Origin of the sequence: Pseudoalteromonas rubra, from assembly GCF_000238295.3 — a bacterium.
In the GTDB taxonomy this organism is placed as follows: Bacteria; Pseudomonadota; Gammaproteobacteria; order Enterobacterales; family Alteromonadaceae; genus Pseudoalteromonas; species Pseudoalteromonas rubra.
On the sequence record NZ_AHCD03000044.1, the window covers coordinates 770,562 to 793,590 of the forward strand.

5 protein-coding genes are annotated in these 23,029 nt (G+C 49.4%); all 5 read left to right on the top strand.

Going from position 1 to position 23,029, the window contains the following annotated elements:
- The first annotated feature begins 26 nt into the window (after nt 1–26).
- The 5 genes from PRUB_RS24080 (at nt 27) to PRUB_RS24100 (ending at nt 23,023) form a co-directional block, all read left to right on the top strand.
- Nucleotides 27–500, top strand: coding sequence for a hypothetical protein (locus PRUB_RS24080; RefSeq protein WP_010380453.1), 474 nt, complete (start codon nt 27–29; stop codon nt 498–500).
- Nucleotides 501–669: 169 nt separating this feature from the next.
- Nucleotides 670–1,284, top strand: a complete 615-nt coding sequence (locus PRUB_RS24085; RefSeq protein WP_010380455.1) for a phage tail protein — start codon at nt 670–672, stop codon at nt 1,282–1,284.
- A gap of 136 nt (nt 1,285–1,420) precedes the next feature.
- Complete coding sequence (locus PRUB_RS24090) at nt 1,421–20,611, top strand: Ig-like domain-containing protein (RefSeq protein ID WP_198452406.1); 19,191 nt, start codon at nt 1,421–1,423, stop codon at nt 20,609–20,611.
- A 267-nt stretch (nt 20,612–20,878) separates the two neighbouring features.
- Nucleotides 20,879–22,549, top strand: a complete 1,671-nt coding sequence (locus PRUB_RS24095; protein ID WP_021032804.1) for an O-antigen ligase family protein — start codon at nt 20,879–20,881, stop codon at nt 22,547–22,549.
- A gap of 156 nt (nt 22,550–22,705) precedes the next feature.
- A complete protein-coding gene (locus tag PRUB_RS24100; RefSeq protein ID WP_010380461.1) occupies nt 22,706–23,023 on the top strand; it encodes a hypothetical protein in 318 nt (105 codons plus the stop codon).
- Nucleotides 23,024–23,029: the final 6 nt, after the last annotated feature.

The following is a 23,029-nucleotide window of genomic DNA, read 5'->3' on the forward strand; positions in this document are numbered from 1 at the left end:
AACTTTAACTCAGAAGCGAGATAGATATGAATATAAAGATCAATCTGACCAACCGATATGGTTATGATCTTACGCTGTTTCCTTATAACGGAGGCGATTTACCAAGTGGTGAAGGGCAGCGTATTGCGAAAGTTGAAGGCACTGGCGAGATAGTTGTCGCGCAGGGCGAGAGCAGTATTTTGGAAGTACCCGGAATGGGCAGCTTGTTAGTCCAGTTTTTGGGAGAGCAAAAGCTTGTTGACTGCCACGAAAGGTTCTGCGACAGCCCCAGCGAATTTGACGGTTACCCATTAATGGCACTCTTACGTTACAAAACCACAGAATTATACTGGCGTTTCTCAGACAGCGATGATCCGGCTGAGCTGAACGTCAGTATTAATGATATCGGTACAGTCTGCCTTGACAAGGTTTTGAGCGGAGAAGCGCGCAGGGTGCAACTGCCTGAGTTTTTCATCCCACCTGTTTTTACGCCACATTTACCAGAAGGAAATCCTGATTGATCATTGAGCAGTGATAGCTCTGCAACACATATATGCCTTTCAGGCAAAGCAGTAATTGAAGTAGTTGGTGCGAACTCGTCGCAACAAGTCGATAAATCACTGAGTGAATTTTAGTGGTACTGAGCGTTTATCGTTAAAGGGTATGTTTACGAATTAGAGAGGAATTCATATGTCTACTGACCCGTATATTGGCTCAATGGGTACCTTCGGCGGTGCTTTTACAATCAGAAATTTTGCAATGTGTTTAGGCCAGACTATGGCTATTTCACAAAATCAGGCGTTATTTGCGTTAATTGGGACTATTTATGGTGGTGATGCGCGTACCACTTACGCACTACCGGACCTGCGTGGCCGTAGCCCTGTAGGTCAGGGGGTACGCCCAGGCGGTATGGACTATCGTCAAGGTGAAAGACAAGGTACTGAGCTAGTAGGTATTGAGATTATTCATATGCCTGCGCACTCTCATACTGCGATTTTCACGCCGCTGGGTGGTACAAATCCAGTGAGTGGCACGTTACAGGCTGCTACTAATGCGGCAAATACTAAGACCCCGGATAGCAGCTCTTATATAGCGGCAAATAATAGTGAAGGCTTCTTCAAGGAAGGTTTTGCATCAGCAGATCTGACAACCATCAAAGGGCTAACCGTATCTGGTGGTGGCTCAGCGGGTGGTACTGTCACTGTTACTAACACGGGTGGCTCTGCCCCTTTGAATATATTAAACCCGGTATTACCGGTTAACTGGCTGATTGCAACAGACGGGGTGTTCCCACCTCGTAACTAATCAGTACTGGAGTGGGCTGGGCATATATTGTGCCGGCCCGTTTTTGCGTTTGATAGTCATCAAATTGCGTTGAAATTAAAGTAAACATTAAAACAATAAAATGTCACTGGACCAGGTAAAATAACGGAGTAGTAAAATGAGATTAAGTAAAGTTGCCACCGCGGTCACGTCGGCTGGTATATCCGCAGCATTGTTTTCCGGCAATATCTGGGCAGGTCAAAAGACACTGGATTATTCTTCCGGTACAGGCACGCCGACTGACGTGAGAGATGGCTCAAATGGTGTTCCGGATATTTCTCTTGATTCGGCTGGCGCGGTTACTTTTATTTTGGATGGCGGCGAGAGCGGAGACAGCTATACAGCAGAGAGTTTTGCAGTGGCCTATAGCTCGTTTTATGCGACTGGTTTTATCGCTAACTCAGGAGCCAGTGCGACTGACAAAGGCTATAAGCTCCTTGAAAGTTCTGGCACACACTTTAGTTTTGATGGTATTACCTTCGTTCGTGCTGGAGACACAGATGCGGAGCGTAGGGTTCGGTTTACTGGGTTTAAAGACAGTGCGCAAACGGTCACCGTCGACTTAACACCGCCGGTGGCATCAGGGATTGGTACAACTTTTAGTTTTACACGCAGTAGTGATTTTAATAATGCGCTCTGGCAAGACATTGACACTTTAATTATAACATTCCCGGATACGGACCCCGCCAGTGCTTATGATTCTCGTATTGCTATACGTGATATTACACTGGATGATGCAACAGCGTCTGATTCAACGGCTCCCGCTTTTGTCAGTGCAAGCTCAACTCCCAATGATAACGCGACGGATGTGTCAGTCAGTAGCGATATTGTCATCGCCTTTGACGAAAACATTGCGCTGAGCACGGGTAATATTACCATTCGTAATGTCACTGACAGTAGCGACTTTGAGGTATTTGATGTTGCCAGCGAAAGTGACGGCACTACCACCACGCCGGGATCTGGTCGGGTAAGTATTACCAGTGATAAGGTCTACCTGAATCCAACCAGTAATTTAACCGGTAACCGGACATATGCGATCCGAATCGACTCAGGTGCAGTAACAGATACCTCCAGCAACGCCTTTACTGGGATCAGTGATAACACCACCTTTAATTTTAGTACAGCCAATACAACGCCTGTTGTTGATCTGGACACGGGCAGTGGCAGTAGCGACAGCAGCGCTAGCTTTTCTGAGGGCAGCGGCGCGGTTAACATTGCCAGCAGCGCCTCGGCAACGGATGCAGACAGTGACACCATAACAACCATAACAGTTACACTGACCAATGATCAGGATGGGGCATCTGAAGGCCTTAACGTAACAGCAGCAGCGCAAAATGCTCTGACAGGTGTGTCGGGTGCATCCGATATTACCTTGCAGGATACCATTTCTATTACGGGCGCAACGGCGACACCTGCCGAAGTCACAACTTTCCTGCAGGCCATCACCTATAACAATACCTCGAGTACGCCAAACGAGACTGCACGTACAGTGACTGTGGTGATCAACGATGGCTCTGCAAGCAGTACGTCGCGTACAGCAACCGTTAGTGTCACGGATGTCACGGCAGCAAGCTCCACAGCGACAGGCTTTAATACCAGTAATGGTACAAATCTGAGCCCGGCTATCACGTTTGCTGGTGGTGACGAAACCCTGACTATTGCGGATGCCAGTCATGTATCAGGTTCAACGGCCAGTGGCGGTACGGGAACAGATACCCTTTCTGTGCCAACCAGCACGAACCTCGCAAACCTAACATCCCTGAGTGGCTTTGAGACGCTGACACCGGATAGCGATGCATCCATCACGCTGACTGAATCTCAGCATGAGTCATTCACCACCATAAATGGTGCCGGGACTAACCAGTTTACCTTGAGCAGTGCTGATGGTAATGCCGTTATTACTGGTGATGCTGATATTGAAACGTATGTGTTGGGTGCCGGGTTTACCTTTACCCTCGGTGGCGCGGCGCAAAATGTAACGGGCAGTAGCTCGGCTGATACGGTGGCAACCGGGTCGTTGACTGCAACGGGTACTTTGGCGGGCAGTGGCGGAACCGATGTATTACAGCTGGGCAATGGTGCCAGTATTTCTGGTGCGACAGTAAGTGGTTTTGAAACCCTGACCGTGGATGCCAATGCATCCGTAACTATGACTGAGGCGCAGCATGATGCCTTTAGCACAGTTACTGGTACTGCAACGGAAAGTATTACTATCTCCGCAGCAACCGACGGTTTGACGGCTGCGAGCGCAATTGAAACCTATGTGTTGGGCGCTGCGAACAATATCACGCTGAGCTCCGCCGGGCAAAACGTCACAGGTAGCAGTGGCAACGATACCATCGACATAGCGGCATTGACTGCAACGGGTACTTTGAATGCGGCGGGTGGCACAGATACCTTATCAATGAGTTCTGGTGCCAGTATTGCTGGTGCGACGGTGTCTAACTTTGAAAACCTGACATTAGCCAGTGGGGCCAGCGTCTCTATGACTGCTTCTCAGCCTGCACTCTTTGGTGGCACAATCACTGCGGCTGGCACTGAAACAATTAATATTTCAGGGGATGGTGACTTTTCCACACTTGCCAATGTAGAGAATTTCTCGGTCGGTGACTCTTCGACTAATAGCCGTACAGTGACCGTTGCGGCCGCAGGCACTTCTGTTACCGCATCGTCTTCTACTGATGCCGTGACATTTAATGTGGGGACGCTCAGTTATACTGGCACACTGACCGGTGATGGTACAACGGCAGATACTGTGTCGCTGTCTTCTGGTGCTAATATTTCGGGTGGTACGCTTGCAAACATAGTTAACCTGACTTTAGCCAGCGGCGCATCAGTGACCATGACGCCTGGGCAAAATGCTTCTTTTAGCGGTACTGTCACGGCGGCAGGTTCTGAGACCATCACAATCTCCGGAGACGGTAACTTTACAACGTTAACAGGTATAGAGACATACTCAGTTAACGATGACAGTACTAACAGCCGTACTATCACAGTGACCAATGCGTCTGCAACGATTGATGCGACAGCGTCCAATGACGCCATTACATTTGATATTGCCGGAAGTGCCTTTAATGGCTCGCTTACAGGTGACGCAACGACGGGTGATACTGTCAGCGTTTCTGATGGCGCTGATGTGAGCAGTGGTGGCTTTACCAATATTGGTACCTTGTCACTGGCCAGTGGGGCAACGGTTTCCATTGATGCGGCTAATGTAGCAAATAATTTTACTACGGCAATCACAGGTGCCGCGGGATCCGAAACCCTAAAACTGATGGATGGGGGCACGTTTAACTTTGGTAATACCAGCGTCTCTGAAATCGAAAATCTGGCGATTGGCACCAATAACATTTTCACTATTACCCTGACTGATAACTTTGACTCCAATGGTAACTCAGTCACTATCTCCAATGCAGTTGGCTTTGCGCTCAGCAACGCTATCACACTAAACGCCAGTGCGTTGAGTGGTGACACCATAAACATGACTGCCACTGACTTTGACGGTAACGACACTATCACAGGTGGTAGTGGTACCGATACCATTCGCCCTGGTGGTGGTACCGACTCGATGACAGGTAATGCGGGCAATGATAACTTTGTCGGCGACGCGTCTGATCTTAATGGTGACACCATCACAGACTTGAGTGTGGGTGACATTATTACCATCAATAGTGTGACGGGCCTGACAACCAGTAATGTTCGCTTTAACGGCACGAGCACACTTCAGGTGGATACTGATGCGACTGACTTCAGCGCTGTTGAAGTGGCAATAACGCTCTCAAATGCGCCAGCCAGTTCACTTGATTTTACTGTGGCGGACAATGGTGCCAATACTGATATCACCTTTATTTCACCAAATAATGTACCGACCTTCAGTAATCTGAATGGCGGCCAAACGTTCACTGAAAACGGTTCAGCCGTTATTATTGATTCGGACGTTGTTGTTGCAGATACCGAACTGGATGCACTAGACAGTGGTGCGGGTAATTATAACAATGCAACCCTGACGATTGCCCGAAATGGCGGTGCCAGCTCACAGGATGTCTTTGCTAATAATGGCCTGTTGGGCACGCTTACCGAGAGCAGTTCCTTCACTTATAACTCAACGACAGTCGGTACGGTAACAACGAATTCGTCGGGTACTTTAGTATTGACGTTCAACACCAGTGCGACCTCAGCGATCGTTGATTCGGTGTTGCAAAATATTACTTACCAGAATAGTTCAGAAGCACCACCGTCGTCTGTAACGCTCGATTATACTTTCAATGATGGCACAGCAAACAGCACTGGTACCAACCAGGCAACAGTGACCATTACTGCACAAAATGATGATCCAACAGATATTAGCCTGGACACAACCTCAATTAATCAATCTGCAACTGGTGCAGGTGCTAACATAGGCACACTGAGCACCACAGATCCTGACACCAGCGACAGCCATACATATACAATTGTCAGCAGCGGTGCTAGCGCGAATGGTACCTGTAGCGCAGATACTAACAACGGTAGTTTCCAGATCAATGGTTCAAACCTCGAAACGCAAGCCGCGTTATCAGCGGGAAGCTATGTGGTTTGTTTGCAAACCAGTGATTCTACAACGACATTCCAAAAGGCGTTTACTGTCACTGTGAATGATGATGTGGCACCAGACGCACCGTCAACGCCGGACCTTGACGCCGGATCTGATACAGGTACTTCTGATAGTGACAATAACACCAATGACACAACACCAACATTCAGTGGTACAGCTGAAAGCGGTTCAACGGTTAGATTGTATAGTGATCAGGAAGGCGGTGGTGCAACCGTAATCGGAACTGGCACGGCAACTGGCGGTAACTGGCAAATTACTACCAGTGCATTGACTGCCGGGGTAACGCACGCCATCACTGCAAAAGCAACCGATGCAAGCAGTAACGAAAGTTCGGCATCGAGTAGTTTGAGTGTGACGATAGACACAACTGCGCCTTCGGCACCAGGCACACCTGATCTGGATGCCAGCAGTGATACAGGTACATCCAATACGGATAATGTGACCAATGATACAACCGCGACATTTACCGGCTCAGGTCCAAATGGTGGTGCGATCACGCTGATTTCAAGCATTGATGGTACTGTGGGTACCGGCACTGCCACTTTAGGTACCTGGACTATCACAACGTCGGCTTTATCAGCAGGCACACACACGATGACAGCACGTTCAACAGACACAGCAGGGAATACTGCTGATGGCTCTGGTTTGTCTGTTACTGTGGATACCAGTGTAAGCGCAGTTAGCATCACCACGCCGATTGAGGTGGATGGTATCGTCAATGCAGCAGAAGATAATGATGTGCTGATCGCGGGTACCGGAGCGGAGTCGGGCAACAGTGTGACGGTGAGCATCACGGATAACAATTCAACAGTCAGTCGTACCGTGACCGCAGACGGGTCTGGTAACTGGACGCTGAGTGGCAGTGAACTGGATGTCAGTGGCCTGAACAATGGCTCGTTGACGGTGTCGGCGACCCAAACGGATACTGCAGGCAATACCTCTAGCGCTGCCACACAAAGTATCACCCTGGATAATGCGGCACCTTCCGCAGTTACTATCACCACGCCGATAGAAACCGATGGTATCGTCAATGCCGCAGAAGACAATGATGTCTTGATTGCCGGTTCAGGTGCCGAGTCGGGCAACAGCGTGACCGTGACCATCACGGACAATAACAGCTCTGTAAGCCGCACGGTGACCGCAGACAGCTCAGGCAACTGGACGCTGAGTGGCAGTGAGTTGGATGTCAGTGGCCTGAACAATGGGTCGTTAACCGTGTCGGCCACCCAGGCGGATGCGGCTGGCAACACGTCGACTGCTGCGACACAGACAATTACATTGGATAACGCAGCACCTTCAGCATTGACCATCACCACGCCGATAGAAACGGACGGCATCGTCAATGCGTCGGAAGACAACGATGTGCTGATCGCCGGTTCCGGCGCTGAGTCGGGCAATAGCGTGACGGTGACCATTACGGATAACAATTCATCTGTCAGCCGCACTGTGACCGCGGACAGTTCAGGTAACTGGACCCTTAGTGGCAGTGAGCTGGACGTCAGTGGCCTGAATAATGGCACACTGACTGTGTCGGCCACCCAAGCCGACACGGCAGGTAACACGTCGACCGCTGCGACTCAGACGATTACACTGGATAATGCAGCGCCGTCGTCGTTGACCATCACCACGCCGATAGAAACCGATGGCCTTGTTAATGCCGCAGAAGATAACGATGTGCTGATCGCCGGTTCCGGCGCCGAGTCGGGCAACAGCGTGACGGTGACCATCACAGATAACAATTCATCCGTCAGCCGCACGGTGACCGCAGACAGCTCAGGCAACTGGACACTGAGCGGTAGTGAGCTGGACGTCAGTGGTTTGAATAATGGCACTTTGACGGTGTCGGCCACCCAGGCGGATACGGCGGGCAATACCTCGACCGCTGCGACTCAGACGATTACGCTGGACAATGCAGCACCTTCCGCGCTGACCATCACCACGCCGATAGAAACGGATGGCATTGTTAACGCCGCAGAAGACAATGATGTCTTGATTGCCGGTTCCGGCGCCGAGTCGGGCAACAGCGTGACCGTGACCATCACGGATAACAATTCATCCGTCAGCCGCACTGTGACTGCAGACAGCTCAGGCAACTGGACGCTGAGCGGTAGTGAGCTGGACGTCAGCGGCCTGAACAATGGCACGTTAACGGTGTCGGCCACCCAGGCGGATACGGCAGGTAACACTTCGACTGCTGCGACTCAGACGGTGACGCTGGATAACGCGGCGCCTTCAGCATTGACCATCACCACGCCGATAGAAACCGATGGCATTGTCAATGCGGCAGAAGACAATGACGTGCTGATCGCCGGTTCCGGCGCTGAGTCGGGCAATAGCGTGACGGTGACCATCACGGATAACAATTCATCCGTCAGCCGCACCGTGACGGCAGACAGTTCAGGCAACTGGACCCTTAGTGGCAGTGAGCTGGACGTCAGTGGCCTAAATAATGGCACGTTGACCGTGTCTGCGACACAGTCGGATACGGCGGGCAATACCTCAACTGCCGCGACTCAGACGATTACGCTGGACAATGCGGCACCTTCGGCACTGACCATCACCACCCCGATTGAAACCGATGGTCTTGTCAATGCCGCAGAAGACAATGACGTCTTAATTGCAGGCTCTGGCGCTGAGTCGGGCAACAGTGTGACAGTGACCATCACAGACAATAACAGCACGGTCAGCCGCACGGTGACTGCCGATAGCTCAGGCAACTGGACGCTGAGCGGCAGTGAGTTGGACGTCAGTGGCCTGAATAATGGCACCCTGACCGTGTCGGCCACACAGACGGATACGGCGGGCAACAGTTCTACTGCAGCCACGCAAAGCATTACGCTGGATAACGCGGCACCTTCGGCACTGACCATCACCACACCGATTGAAACGGATGGCATTGTCAATGCCGCAGAAGACAATGACGTTTTAATTGCCGGTTCCGGTGCGGAGTCGGGTAATAGTGTGACAGTCACCATCACAGACAATAACAGCTCGGTCAGCCGTACGGTGACTGCTGACAGCTCGGGTAACTGGACACTGAGCGGCAGTGAACTGGATGTCAGTGGCCTGAACAATGGCACACTGACTGTGTCGGCCACCCAAGCCGACACGGCAGGTAACACGTCAACCGCTGCGACGCAAAGCATTACACTGGATAACGCGGCACCTTCAGCACTGACCATCACCACGCCGATAGAAACCGATGGCCTTGTGAATGCCGCAGAAGATAACGATGTGCTGATCGCCGGTTCGGGTGCCGAGTCGGGCAACAGTGTGACGGTCACCATCATGGATAACAATTCAACAGTCAGCCGTACAGTGACTGCTGACAGCTCGGGTAACTGGACGCTGAGCGGCAGTGAGCTGGACGTCAGTGGATTGAATAACGGCACTTTGACGGTGTCGGCCACACAAGCGGATACGGCAGGCAATACCTCGACCGCTGCGACTCAGACGATTACGCTGGACAATGCGGCACCTTCGGCACTGACCATCATTACCCCGATTGAAACCGATGGCCTTGTTAATGCCGCAGAAGACAATGACGTCTTAATTGCAGGCTCCGGTGCTGAGTCGGGCAACAGTGTCACCGTGACCATTACGGATAACAACTCATCCGTTAGCCGCACTGTGACCGCAGACAGCTCAGGCAACTGGACACTGAGCGGCAGTGAACTGGACGTCAGTGGTTTAAACAATGGCACGTTAACGGTGTCAGCCACCCAGGCGGATACGGCAGGTAACACCTCCACCGCTGCGACGCAAAGCATCACGCTAGATAACGCGGCACCTTCAGCATTGACCATCACCACGCCGATAGAGACGGATGGCATTGTCAATGCCGCAGAAGACAATGACGTGCTGATTGCCGGCTCTGGCGCTGAGTCGGGCAACAGCGTGACGGTGACCATCACAGATAACAACTCATCAGTCAGCCGTACGGTGACTGCTGACAGCTCGGGTAACTGGACGCTGAGCGGCAGTGAGCTGGACGTCAGTGGATTGAATAACGGCACCCTGACTGTGTCGGCCACACAAGCGGATACGGCAGGCAATACCTCGACCGCTGCGACTCAGACGATTACGCTGGACAATGCGGCACCTTCGGCACTGACCATCATCACCCCGATCGAAACCGATGGCATTGTTAACGCCGCAGAAGACAATGACGTGCTGATTGCCGGCTCTGGCGCTGAGTCGGGCAACAGTGTGACGGTAACCATCACGGATAACAATTCAACAGTCAGCCGTACCGTGACCGCAGACAGTTCAGGGAACTGGACACTGAGCGGCAGTGAGCTGGATGTCAGTGGATTGAATAACGGCACTTTGACGGTGTCGGCCACACAAGCGGATACGGCGGGTAACACCTCTACCGCAGCCACGCAAAGCATTACGCTGGATAACGCGGCACCTTCGGCGCTGACCATCACTACACCGATTGAAACTGATGGCATTGTTAACGCCGCAGAAGACAATGATGTCTTGATTGCCGGTTCCGGTGCCGAGTCGGGCAACAGTGTGACGGTGACCATCACGGATAACAATTCAACTGTCAGCCGTACCGTGACCGCAGATAGTTCAGGGAACTGGACACTGAGCGGCAGTGAACTGGACGTCAGTGGCCTGAACAATGGCACGTTGACCGTGTCGGCCACACAGACGGATACCGCAGGGAATACTTCGACCGCGGCCACGCAAAGTATTACGCTGGATAACGCGGCACCTTCGGCACTGACCATCACTACTCCGATTGAAACGGATGGCCTTGTCAATGCCGCAGAAGACAATGATGTCTTGATTGCAGGCTCTGGCGCGGAGTCGGGTAACAGTGTGACGGTGACTATCACGGATAACAATTCAACAGTCAGTCGTACCGTGACCGCAGACAGCTCAGGTAACTGGACCTTAAGTGGCAGTGAGCTGGATGTCAGTGGCCTGAACAATGGGTCGTTAACCGTGTCGGCCACACAGACGGATACGGCGGGTAACAGCTCTACTGCAGCCACGCAAAGTATTACGCTGGATAATGCGGCACCTTCGGCCCTGACCATCACCACACCGATCGAAACCGATGGTATCGTCAATGCCGCAGAAGACAATGACGTCTTAATTGCAGGTTCCGGCGCTGAGTCGGGCAATAGCGTGACGGTGACCATCACGGATAACAATTCATCCGTCAGCCGCACCGTGACGGCAGACAGTTCAGGTAACTGGACACTGAGTGGCAGTGAACTGGATGTCAGTGGCCTGAACAATGGCACGTTAACCGTATCGGCCACACAAACGGATACCGCAGGCAATAGTTCTACCGCAGCCACGCAAAGCATTACGCTGGACAACGCGGCGCCTTCAGCATTGACCATCACCACACCGATCGAAACTGATGGTATCGTCAATGCCGCAGAAGACAATGACGTCTTAATTGCAGGTTCCGGCGCTGAGTCGGGCAATAGCGTGACGGTGACCATCACGGATAACAATTCATCCGTCAGCCGCACCGTGACGGCAGACAGTTCAGGTAACTGGACACTGAGTGGCAGTGAACTGGATGTCAGTGGTTTGAATAACGGCACGTTAACTGTGTCGGCCACACAGTCGGATACAGGGGGCAACACCTCCACAGCTGCGACTCAGACGATTACGCTGGATAACGCGGCGCCTTCAGCGCTGACCATCACCACACCGATTGAAACCGATGGCATCGTGAACGCCGCGGAAGACAATGACGTCCTAATTGCAGGTTCAGGTGCAGAGTCGGGTAACAGTGTGACGGTCACCATCACGGATAACAATTCAACAGTCAGCCGCACCGTGACCGCAGATAGCTCCGGTAACTGGACATTGAGCGGCAATGAGCTGGATGTCAGTGGTTTGAACAATGGCACGTTAACCGTGTCGGCCACACAGACGGACACGGCAGGCAACAGTTCTAATGCAGCCACGCAAAGTATTACGCTGGATAATGCAACACCATCTGGCCAATCGGTAGCGATAGATCAAACATTGATCAATCGTGACAATGAATCGGCGCTTAGCTTTACCTTATCTGGTCTGGAAGGGAGTGGTACATTTACCTATCAAGTTAGTGATGGCACCAATACGGTATCAAGCGACAGCGCTACAACAGTCAACGCAAGTAGTCAGCAAGTAACGGGCGTCAATGTCAGTACGCTTAATGAGGGAACCTTAACGCTGACTGTGATTGTATCCGATGAAGCAGGCAATGCTGGCGAAGGGGTCACTGCAACAGTGACTAAGCAGTATAATGTAGCGCCTGTATTGTCGGGCACTCCGGCTGCCACAGTAAACGAAGATGAAGCTTACAGCTTTACTCCGACACTGACCGACTCAGATGACGACGATACACATACTTTTAGTATTGTGAATAAGCCTGACTGGGCAGAGTTCAATACAACAACGGGCGCGCTGACCGGAACGCCTGCGGACAGTGATGTTGGCACGTATTCCAATATCCAAATTTCCGTATCGGATGGCACAGATCAAGCGACGCTGACAGCGTTCAGTATTGAAGTGGTCAATACCAATGATGCGCCGGTTGGCCAGGACTTTACCTTCACGCTGGATGAAGCAGCTACGCTGACAGTCACAGCAACCAATGGCTTGTTAAGCACTGCCACAGATGATGATACGGACAGTGGTGACACGTTAACAGCAAGCGCGGTCAGCCAGCCTCAATATGGTCAGCTGTCCTTGAATACAGATGGTAGCTTTAGTTACCAGCACGATGGTAGTGAAAATCACAGCGACAGTTTCACTTATCAAGTGACCGACAGTAACAATGTGACTTCTGCAACTCAAACGGTAACGCTGACCATCACGCCAGTAGCGGATGCGCCAACGGTGGTTGATGATGCAGCAACAACCAATGAAGATACTGCTGTAATTTTTGATTTGCTTACCAATGACAGCGATCCGGAAAATGATCTGGTTGAGGCCTCAGCAGCTATTGCAACACAGCCCAGCAAAGGGTCAGTGACCATAGCAAATGGCGTTGTCACTTATACGCCAAACGCCAATGAAACGGGTCAGGACACCTTCACCTATACGGTTAAGGATGCGGCGCTGAATACTTCAGCTGAAGCAACCGTTACTGTGACTATAACCCCGGTTAACGACCAACCGACGGTACAAAACTTCGCGGTTTCAATAGCCGAAGACAATGCCAGCGATGCCATTGCCGTGCGTGCTGGTGCCAGCGATGTTGAAGATGGTTCACCTTCAGGCGATATTGCACTTGCTACGCAGCCATCAAAAGGCAGTGTCGCCATTGATCAGAATGCTGGTACTTTGGTTTATACACCAAATGCAAATGAAACGGGTACTGATACCTTCACTTATACTATCGCTGACAGCGAAGGGAGCACCTCTGAGTCTGCAACGGTGACGGTGAATATCGGCGCAGTGAATGATCGCCCTGTCGTTGTCAACGACAGCGTGACCACCAATGAAGATGTCAGTGTGACACTTGATATACTAGCCAACGATTCGGATGTCGAGGATCAAGGTTTCAATGGTGCAAATGTCACTTTAGAAGATCAAGGCAGTGGTGCAGGCAGCTATGCCAAAGCGGATGTGAGTATACTCACAGACGGCACATTACAAATCACACCGAAGCAAGATGAGACAGGCACGTTTAGTTTCACTTATACGCTGACCGACAGTGAAGGATTGAGTTCAGAAGCGGCGACTGTGACAGTCACGTTGACACCTGTCAATGATGCGCCTGTTGCTGTTGATAACGTTGCGCAATTAATGGAAGAGGGTTCCTACGAAGTCAACGTGTTGGGTAATGACACCGATGTTGATGAAAATGATAGCCTTGACGCAACCAGTGTTACTGTGGTTCAAGCTCCAAGTAGTGGTCAGACTCAAATCACGGCTGCGGGGGCGATTATTTATACCCCTAACGCTGATTTCTCCGGAGAAGACACCTTTACTTATACAGTAGCAGATGCCGCTGGTGCAGTTTCGAACGAGGCGACGGTCACGATGACGGTCACCGCGGTGAATGATGCACCTGTACTCTCTGGATCGCCTGCTACAGAAGCCAACGAAGACAGCGCCTACAGCTTTATTCCAACCGCAGTTGATGCAGATGCCGACACGCTCACCTTTAGCGTTCAGAATTTACCATCCTGGGCTAGCTTTGACACTACCAATGGAGCGTTAACAGGCACGCCTGACAATGATGATGTTGGCACGTATCAGGGAATTGTGATCAGTGCGACGGATGGCACTGAAACTGTGAGCCTGACTGCGTTTGATATCACAGTGGTCAATACTAACGATGCGCCCACAATTGCTGGCACGCCAACGACCAGTGTCAGCGAAGACGAAGCTTATACCTTTACACCAACAGCAAATGATGTGGATGTGGGTGACAGTTTAACCTTCAGCATTGCCAATCAGCCGGCTTGGGCAAGCTTTGATACGCAAACAGGTACGCTCTCGGGCACACCGACGAATGACAGTGTGGGCACGACTGCGGATATTGTTATCAGTGTTAGTGATGGTACCGAGACAGTCTCACTGGCCGCATTCTCGTTAACAGTAACAAATACTAATGATGCGCCTGTTATATCTGGCACGCCAGCGACCAGTGTGAATGAAGACACTGGATACAGCTTTGTGCCAACGGCGTCAGATGTCGACAGCAGTGATACATTGACGTTTAGCGTGGTAAACCTGCCATCCTGGGCAAGCTTCTCAAGCGCGACTGGTGCAATAACGGGCACTCCTGTCAACAGCGATGTTGGGACTTACCAGGGCATTGTTATTAGTGTTACTGATGGCACAGAAACCGCAAGTCTGGATGCCTTTACAGTTACGGTTGTAAATGTGAATGACGCACCAGTCATTTCTGGTACACCAGGCACTTCTGTCAATGAAGATTCAGCGTACAGCTTTACGCCTGTTGCATCGGATGTTGACGGAGACAGCTTATCCTTCAGTATTGTGAATCAGCCAACATGGGCAAGCTTCAATGCGCAAACCGGGGCCTTGTCGGGTACGCCAACCAACAGTGATGTTGGCACCACAAGTGATATTGTGATTTCAGTGAGTGACGGTGTGACTTCGGCTTCTCTGGCTGCTTTCTCGCTTACCGTTGCCAATACCAACGACGCACCAGAAATTAGCGGCTCTCCGGCGACCAGTGTGAATGAAGACGCCAGTTATAGCTTTGCACCCACAGTATCAGATGTTGATGTGGGTGATGTGCTGGTCTTCTCTATCAATAATCAACCAAGCTGGGCGAGTTTCAACACTGCAACAGGTACTCTATCTGGCACACCGACAGATGCCGACGTTGGTACAGATACTCAGATCGTGATTACGGTTTCAGACGGTACGGCACAGCAGTCACTCAGTGCCTTTGATATTGAGGTAATCAATACTAACGATGCTCCGACGGCACAAGACTTTAGCTTTGGCCTTGATGAGGGGCAGTTACTGACTGTTACTACGACACTTGGTTTACTCAGCACGGCAAGTGATGATGACTTAGATAGTGGAGACAGTCTGTCAGTCAGCGCACTGACACAGCCTCAGCATGGTGCGCTCACCTTAAATGCCGATGGTAGCTTTAACTATCAACATGACGGCTCAGAGAGCACCAGCGATAGCTTTACCTTCCAGGTAACGGATGCGCAAAACGCAGCCTCTGCAACGCATACAGTGTCGTTAACAATCAATCCGGTTGAGGATGCACCAACGGCGGTCGATGACAGTGCAACAACGAACGAAGATACAGCGGTACAAATTGCCCTATTGGACAATGACAGTGACCCTGAGGGCAACATGAATGCAGCTTCTGCTGTTGTTGTGACTGCGCCGAGCAAAGGTGCGGTATCGATCGTAAACGGTATTGCGACTTATACGCCAGCGAGTAATGAAAACGGCCAGGATAGCTTTACGTACACGGTTGCAGATACTGCACTCAATACATCTGAGCCGGCTACGGTTGTGGTGACAATCACATCAGTGAATGACGCGCCTGTCGCAGCTAATTTAACGATTAGCACAGATGAGGATACTCCTTCTGCTGCGCTAGCTGTACGTGAAGCAGCGACGGACATTGAAGATGGCGTACCTACGGGGGTTGTGACACTGACCAGTACACCGAGTCTGGGGGTTGTATCGCTTGACCAGGATGCCGGTACTTTGGTGTATACACCAAACACCAATGAAGTGGGTGAAGAGACCTTTACTTATACCATTACCGACAGCGAAGGCTTGGTGTCTGCATCGGCTAACATTACAGTCAATATTGGCGCTATCAATGACCGTCCAGTGGTCGGTGACGATACAGTAACCACAGACGAAGATGTGACGGTTGTTCTGGATATTCTTGCCAATGATTCAGACGTTGAAGATCAGGGCTTCAATGGTGCCAATGTCACCCTGGAAGATCAGGGTAATGGCGCAGGCAGCTACGCCAAAGCCGATGTAACCATACTGGCTGATGGCACCCTGGAAATTGCACCTAAGCAAGATGAAACAGGCACCTTCAGTTTCACCTATACACTGACTGACAGCGAAGGTCTGGCCTCACTGCCTGCGACGGTAAGCGTTACTTTAACACCAGTTAACGATGCCCCTGTTGCGGTCGACAACAGTGTTGAGCTCCAGGAAGAAGGCTCTTTCGAAGTTAACGTGCTGGGCAATGACTTTGATGTGGATGAAGGCGATAGCTTCGATTTAAGCAGTGTTACTGTGGTTAATGGAGCTCAAAACGGCCAGACAACAGTTACAGCACAAGGCACCATTATTTATACGGCGAACACCAACTACTTTGGGGACGATAGTTTTACCTACACGGTGAGAGATCAGGCCGGCGCGGTTTCAAATGAGGCCACCGTTTCTCTGAGTGTTACGCCGATAAATGATGCGCCAGTTGTTGAAGGGCAAGCGTTGTCGCTCAATGAAGACGAAACGTTGCTTGTTACGCTCAGCGGTACAGATCCGGATGCAGATACACTGACATACAGCATAGTGTCAGGTGTGGCTTCGGGTGCATTGCAGCAGCAATCTGATACAACCTGGCTGTACACACCGAATGCGGATTTTAATGGCTCTGATAGCTTTAGCTTCATGGCCAATGATGGGGCGTTAGATTCGAACACGGCGACGGTAACGCTTACTGTTAACTCAGTGAACGATGCACCGGTTATTTCAGGCACACCTGATTCGTCCGTGGTGCACAACACGGTATATAGCTTTACACCGCAGGCGTCAGATATCGATGGTGATGCACTCACATTTGCGATAACCAATCAGCCTGTATGGGCTCAATTTGATACCGCAACAGGTACTCTGTCGGGGACACCAAGCAGAGATGACGAAGGTCTTTACAGTAATATTGTGATCAGCGTGACCGATGGCACTGCGCAGACGGCCCTGAGTGCATTTGAGATCGATGTCCAGTTTGTCAACAATCAGCCGATTGCCAACAACATGGATATTGTCGTGAATGAGGACGGCACGACCAGCTTTGTGGCCGACGCATCCGATGAAGATGGTGACAGTGTCACTGTATCCATTGAGCGTCAGCCTGTGAGTGGTTTACTGGTGCTTCAGGGTAATACTTTCACCTATACACCGTTTGGAAACTTCAATGGACTGGACAGTTTCAGCTACATTGCTAACGACGGTAGCCTGGATTCAGCTGCTGGCGAAGTGAAGATCACGATTAACTCGGTGAATGATTTGCCGTTGGCTGTTAATGACAGCTTTGTTTTTGAGCCGCAGGCAAATAATACTTATGTTCTCGATGTGCTGGCGAATGACACCGATGCGGATGCAGGCGACGTGTTGAGTATTGTTGGTGCTAAAGCATCTGTAGGGACTGTCTCCATTGCAGATGGCGCACTATCTTATCAGGCGCAGGCTGACACCCAGGGCTTAATTGTTATTGATTATCTGATAGAAGATAGCCAAAAAGCGCGCAGTAAAGCGACCGCTCAGCTGCAAATTAATTCAGCGCCGGCGAATACGCTGCCTGTTATCACTGTGCCGACAGATATAACCACCAATGCTACGGGATTATTTACTAAAGTGTCATTGGGTACGGCTACCGCTGTTGATGGTAATGGTAATACCATCGCGGTATCTCTGGTTGATGGGACAACCCTGTTCGCGCCTGGTACACACTTTGTGTATTGGCAGGCCACAGATAGCCAGGGGCTGCAATCCATCGCAACGCAAAATGTGTTTGTTAATCCACTTATTTCACTGGAGAAAGACACAACGGTCGCAGAGGAGCAAAGCCATACAGTAAACGTATTCCTGAATGGCCCGGCACCGAGCTATCCAGTGACTATTCCATATACTGTGTCGGGTACTGCAGACGCTGCGGATCATGATTTGGTAGATGGTCAGGTGGTGATTGAATCAGGTACCTCTGCGCAAATTAGCTTCAATGTGTTTGGCGATGGAGTCATAGAAGGTAATGAAAATATTGTTATTACTTTGGCTGACTCACTAAACAGAGGCGCAAAATCATCCTCAACCGTGACCATAGTGGAAGAGAATGTAGCCCCAACTATCTCTACCAGCGTCACTCAGGCAGGTGAAACGCGTTCTCTGTTGACAGTTAACGATGAATTGGTGACTGTGACAGCCACTGCCAGAGATGCAAATCCGCAAGACAATGTAACGCTGAGCTGGAATTCTGTTGATAATGCGCTGACTAACCTGAGCGCAGAGGAAAATATATTTGTCTTTAGTACTTCAGGGCTCGCGGAAGGCATATATCAGCTGACTGTAACCGCAACGGACGATGCCCAGCCTAGCCTTTCTTCGGTAAGTGACATTTATCTTGAGGTTGTCGCTGAGCTTCAGGCATTAACTCAGGTGGATACCGATGGAGACCTCATTCCTGATGATGAGGAAGGCTATGCGGATTCGGATGGTGATGGTATCCCAGACTTCCAGGATGCCATTACAGAGTGTAACGTGATGCAGGAGCAAGCAGCTGAGTCGGCTCAGTATCTGGTTGAAGGTGAGCCGGGTGTCTGCCTGCGTAAAGGTGCTACCGTGGCACAAAACTCCACAGGTGGTGTTCAGTTGCTTGAAGATGAACTGCCGGGAGATGGGGATGCGATTAACATTGGCGGTTTGTTTGACTTCATTGCAACGGGCTTACCACAAGCTGGCGACACGTACACCATTGTAATTCCTCAACGCAGACCTATTCCGGCGAATGCAGTTTATCGCAAACTCAAAAATGATGAGTGGGTGGACTTTGTGGTTTCCGGTGGCAACGCCATCCTGTCCGCGACAGGTGAACCCGGATACTGTCCGCCTCCAGGCAGCAATGAGTGGACCGAGGGGCTGACGGAAGGCGACTGGTGTGTACAACTACAAATTGTTGATGGTGGTCCAAACGATGATGATGGGATGGCTAACCGCAGTGTAGTTGACCCGGGTGGTATCGCTGTGCCAAGAACCAACAATACCTTACCTGTCGCCACGGCTGATGAAGTCACCATTGCTTCAGGTCAGCAAATTACGATTGATGTATTGGAAAATGACACCGATGCAGATGGCAACACGTTAACCATAACGGGTGCGACCGTTGATTTTGGTGCAGTGAGTATCGTGGATAACAAACTGGTCTATACGCCGCCTGCAACTTTTGTCGGTGTTGCAACGATCGAGTACAGCATTTCTGATGGACAGGGCGGTACGTCGAACAGTCAGGCCATTGTCAATCTGACCGTTAACAGCGCACCAACTGCAATGCTGGACATCGCGTCAACTGATGACAGAACCAGCCTGGTTATCGATGTTCTTGCCAATGACAGTGATGCAGATGGGGATGAGTTATTCCTGATTAGTGCGGTAGCAACGCATGGTAAGGCAACGGTCAATATTGATGGCACACTGACCTATGAGCCCAAAGTAGGCTTCTCAGGGGAAGACGTCATTGTGTATCAGGTGAGAGACAGTAAAGATGCAGTGAGTAAGGGGATAGTCAAAGTGACCGTCTCTGGCTATCAAACTGTGAGTGTAGAAAATAAATCTTCAGGTGGTCTGGGAGGACTATTAGTGATAATGATGTCGGCATTAATTTTACGTCGTCGTAGAAACAGCAAGTTGCCAGCTTATACCTTGCTTACAACGAGCTGCTTACTGGCAGATCCTGTGTTAGCTGAGCAATGGCGTGCAGAGGCCATGGTTGGTCAGGCTGAAGCGGACTATCAGACACCGACGTCTGTTGGTGGATTAACCGTAGGTGCGGTTGATGATAGCAGTGAGTCCTGGTCTGCCGGGGCTTATTATGAACTAATGCCTAAATGGGAAGTTGGGATCCGTTACATAGATTTGGGCCAGGGGCGTCTTGCCTTAACTGGCGAGTCTTTAACTCCGGATACTGTACATGAGTTGGCGGCACGAGCGACGCCGGTGTTACCGGAGGGTTTTGCATTGCAAACCGGGTATGAGTTGCTTCGTCATGAGCGCTTTAGTGCTGGCTTGTTCCTGGGTGCGTTCGACTGGAAATATCAGCTTGATAGTACACGTAACAATAAGCATTTGTTGCAGTATGAGAAAGAAGGGACCAGCACCTATGGTGGCATCACTCTAGGTTATGATGTTCTGGAAAATACGGCAATCAATGTGAGTTATAGCTACTACAATATCAGTGAAAATGCCATTAAAGAGATATCAGCTGGCGTTAGCCTGAAATTCTGATTGTACTTTATCCAACCGGGGTTGTTTATTTAACAGTCCCGGTTATTTTATCTGCATAGAAATATGGCAGCGATTTCTTTTCGTTATGGCAAAAAGATTGAAATACCCACCTAGCGCCATCAAAAACTCTGATCCCAGAGTACATATAAATACATTTCATTCAGCGATTATGCTAGAGTCTGCATTGTAAGTACCTGTATAGACTACGAGTAAAGCAAATAATCCGGGTTTTCTGGGTGTAGTCAATTGTAAGAATGGAGAGTAATTTTGCGTAGTAATGGAATGAACGCTGGCGTCCCCTGGACTGGTGTACTAATTATTCTTGTTTCGGTGTTGATATCAATAGTTTCTTCGGATGCTTTTTTTTATAAGTTTGATGTACCCAAGTGGATCGTATTCGATTTTTTCATCTGTGCCTCCCTGGCTTACGCGTATATTAAGAAGGTTGACATTGAAATAAGCCGCTTAGGTTGGCTGAGTATTGTTTTACTGCTCTTGATGTTTGCGTCGTTATTGCATGCCGTTAACTATTATGAAGGAGTCTCGTTTATCCTTAGATATGCTGGAAGCGTGCTGCTCTCATATTATTTGCTAAAAAGCGTATGGCACAGGTATGGCTTAAAATTACTGTTTGATATTATCATATTTTCTTCAATAATTTTCTCGCTGTTCTATATTGAATCCAGAGTAATTGATTATGAGTTGGTTCATGTTACGGAATTTTCCTCGTTTGGCTTTGTCAATAATCTAGGTCAGGTTCTCAATATTTGGTTACCTGTTCTCGTTGCAGCAATATTGTATCAGAGGAAAGTAAATACGCGTTCTGTCTGTGGTACTTTGTCTTTTATTGTTTGTATTTGCGCGTTACTTGAGTCAGGCACCCGTGGAACAATTTTAGGTTTGCTTCTGGGGGAAATTGTTTTATTTTTACTGATCTTAAATAAGTTAAAGCATCGTGCATTCACATATCTAATAATTACTTTTAGCTTAATTGTTGGAGCGGTCGGATATAGCCAGTTAGATAGTTATTTAGGTGGAAGGCTAAATAAAAAAATACAGAGCGTGCAAAACTTAGAAACAGGGCGAACAGATCTGTTTGCCAACACGTTTGACATGATCCTTGATAAACCACTTGGGGTTGGGGTCAATAATTTTGAGTATATCCACCCGAAATACGCGAAGCTTGGTACTGAAGAAGCATCGCCTATGGTGGGTGAAAAAGTAGTACTGAAAACACCACATAATATACTTCTGAAGTTTTATAGTGAAACTGGCTGGCTCGGTGGTTTAGTGTTTTCTGCGATACTCGCATTGATATTATTTAAATCGATGGTTAACGCTTATTATGGGAATCAAAGTGATAGGTGGCTACTTGTTGCAGTGGTCTCAACTTTGTTTCATTCACTGTTTACTGCACTCTTTTTGACACCCGGAAGCTTGTTTTTTGCAATACTCTTGTTTTCATTTGTACTCTATAGAAATAAGGCGTTAATTGGCGAAAACACAGCTAGAACGCGGCTTGTTAGCTCAAATTGTTTGCCTGTTTTATTGATTATATATGCTGGCTTTTTTTCAACCAATCATTTGGCGAGTTACTATGCCCACACTGGGTATATGTCGGGCAATCAAGAAGACATGCAACGAAGCTTTAAGCTAAATCCTTACGATAGCAAAGCGTTATTTGACTATTATATCCTTCAGAGACACCTGTACAAAGATCATGAGAAGGCGCTAAGCGCATTAGAACGTTTTCTTCCATTGTATCCTTATCATACGAGTGGGCTTCTTGCGAGCGCTGAACTTATGATACAGCGTCATGACTATGCAGGAGCAATGAAAAAACTAGATTTTCTTCTAATATTTTACCCTGATCTAAAGCGCGCTCAGGAAATGAAAGTCATTGCGAAAAAGCAATTGGGACAGCCTACTTTACTTTGACAAGTTTTGCGGTCTGGGGAGTTTTCTTCTCATTAAGCTTTTGTAAAAAAAGAAAAAAATGTTGTTTGTTATGAAGTGAGTTGATAGACTCCACTTGATCTATGGACCGACAATAGTTCCAAAATTAAAAATAATACCAATTTCAGGAAGAAGAAAATGACTAAGGATTTACCTTCATTGTTGTTGGCGGTCGTTATGGCTGCATCGCTTTCAGCTTGTGGGTCAGGAGACAGTAAAGATACAACACCGCTCAATGGGAAAGATAGTGGTGTTGTTAAACCTGATCCTGAGCCCAAACCAAACCCCACGCCAGAAAAGGCGATACATACTGTATCCCAAACGGCACAAGCTCAGCCCGTAATTCAAAATGCTTCATCAGGACGTCACGATTTAAAAGCCTCAACGGTTATCGTGAATCAGAAAGCGAGTTCCAACAATTTTCAATTAGACAATGCTCAAACTGCTCTAGACTAACTTTTT

Coding starts and splice junctions, on each gene's coding strand:
- PRUB_RS24085 (WP_010380455.1), top strand. CDS start 670: ATGTCTACTGACCCGTATATTGGCTCAATGGGTACCTTCGGCGGTGCT.
- PRUB_RS24080 (WP_010380453.1), top strand. CDS start 27: ATGAATATAAAGATCAATCTGACCAACCGATATGGTTATGATCTTACG.
- PRUB_RS24100 (WP_010380461.1), top strand. CDS start 22,706: ATGACTAAGGATTTACCTTCATTGTTGTTGGCGGTCGTTATGGCTGCA.
- PRUB_RS24090 (WP_198452406.1), top strand. CDS start 1,421: ATGAGATTAAGTAAAGTTGCCACCGCGGTCACGTCGGCTGGTATATCC.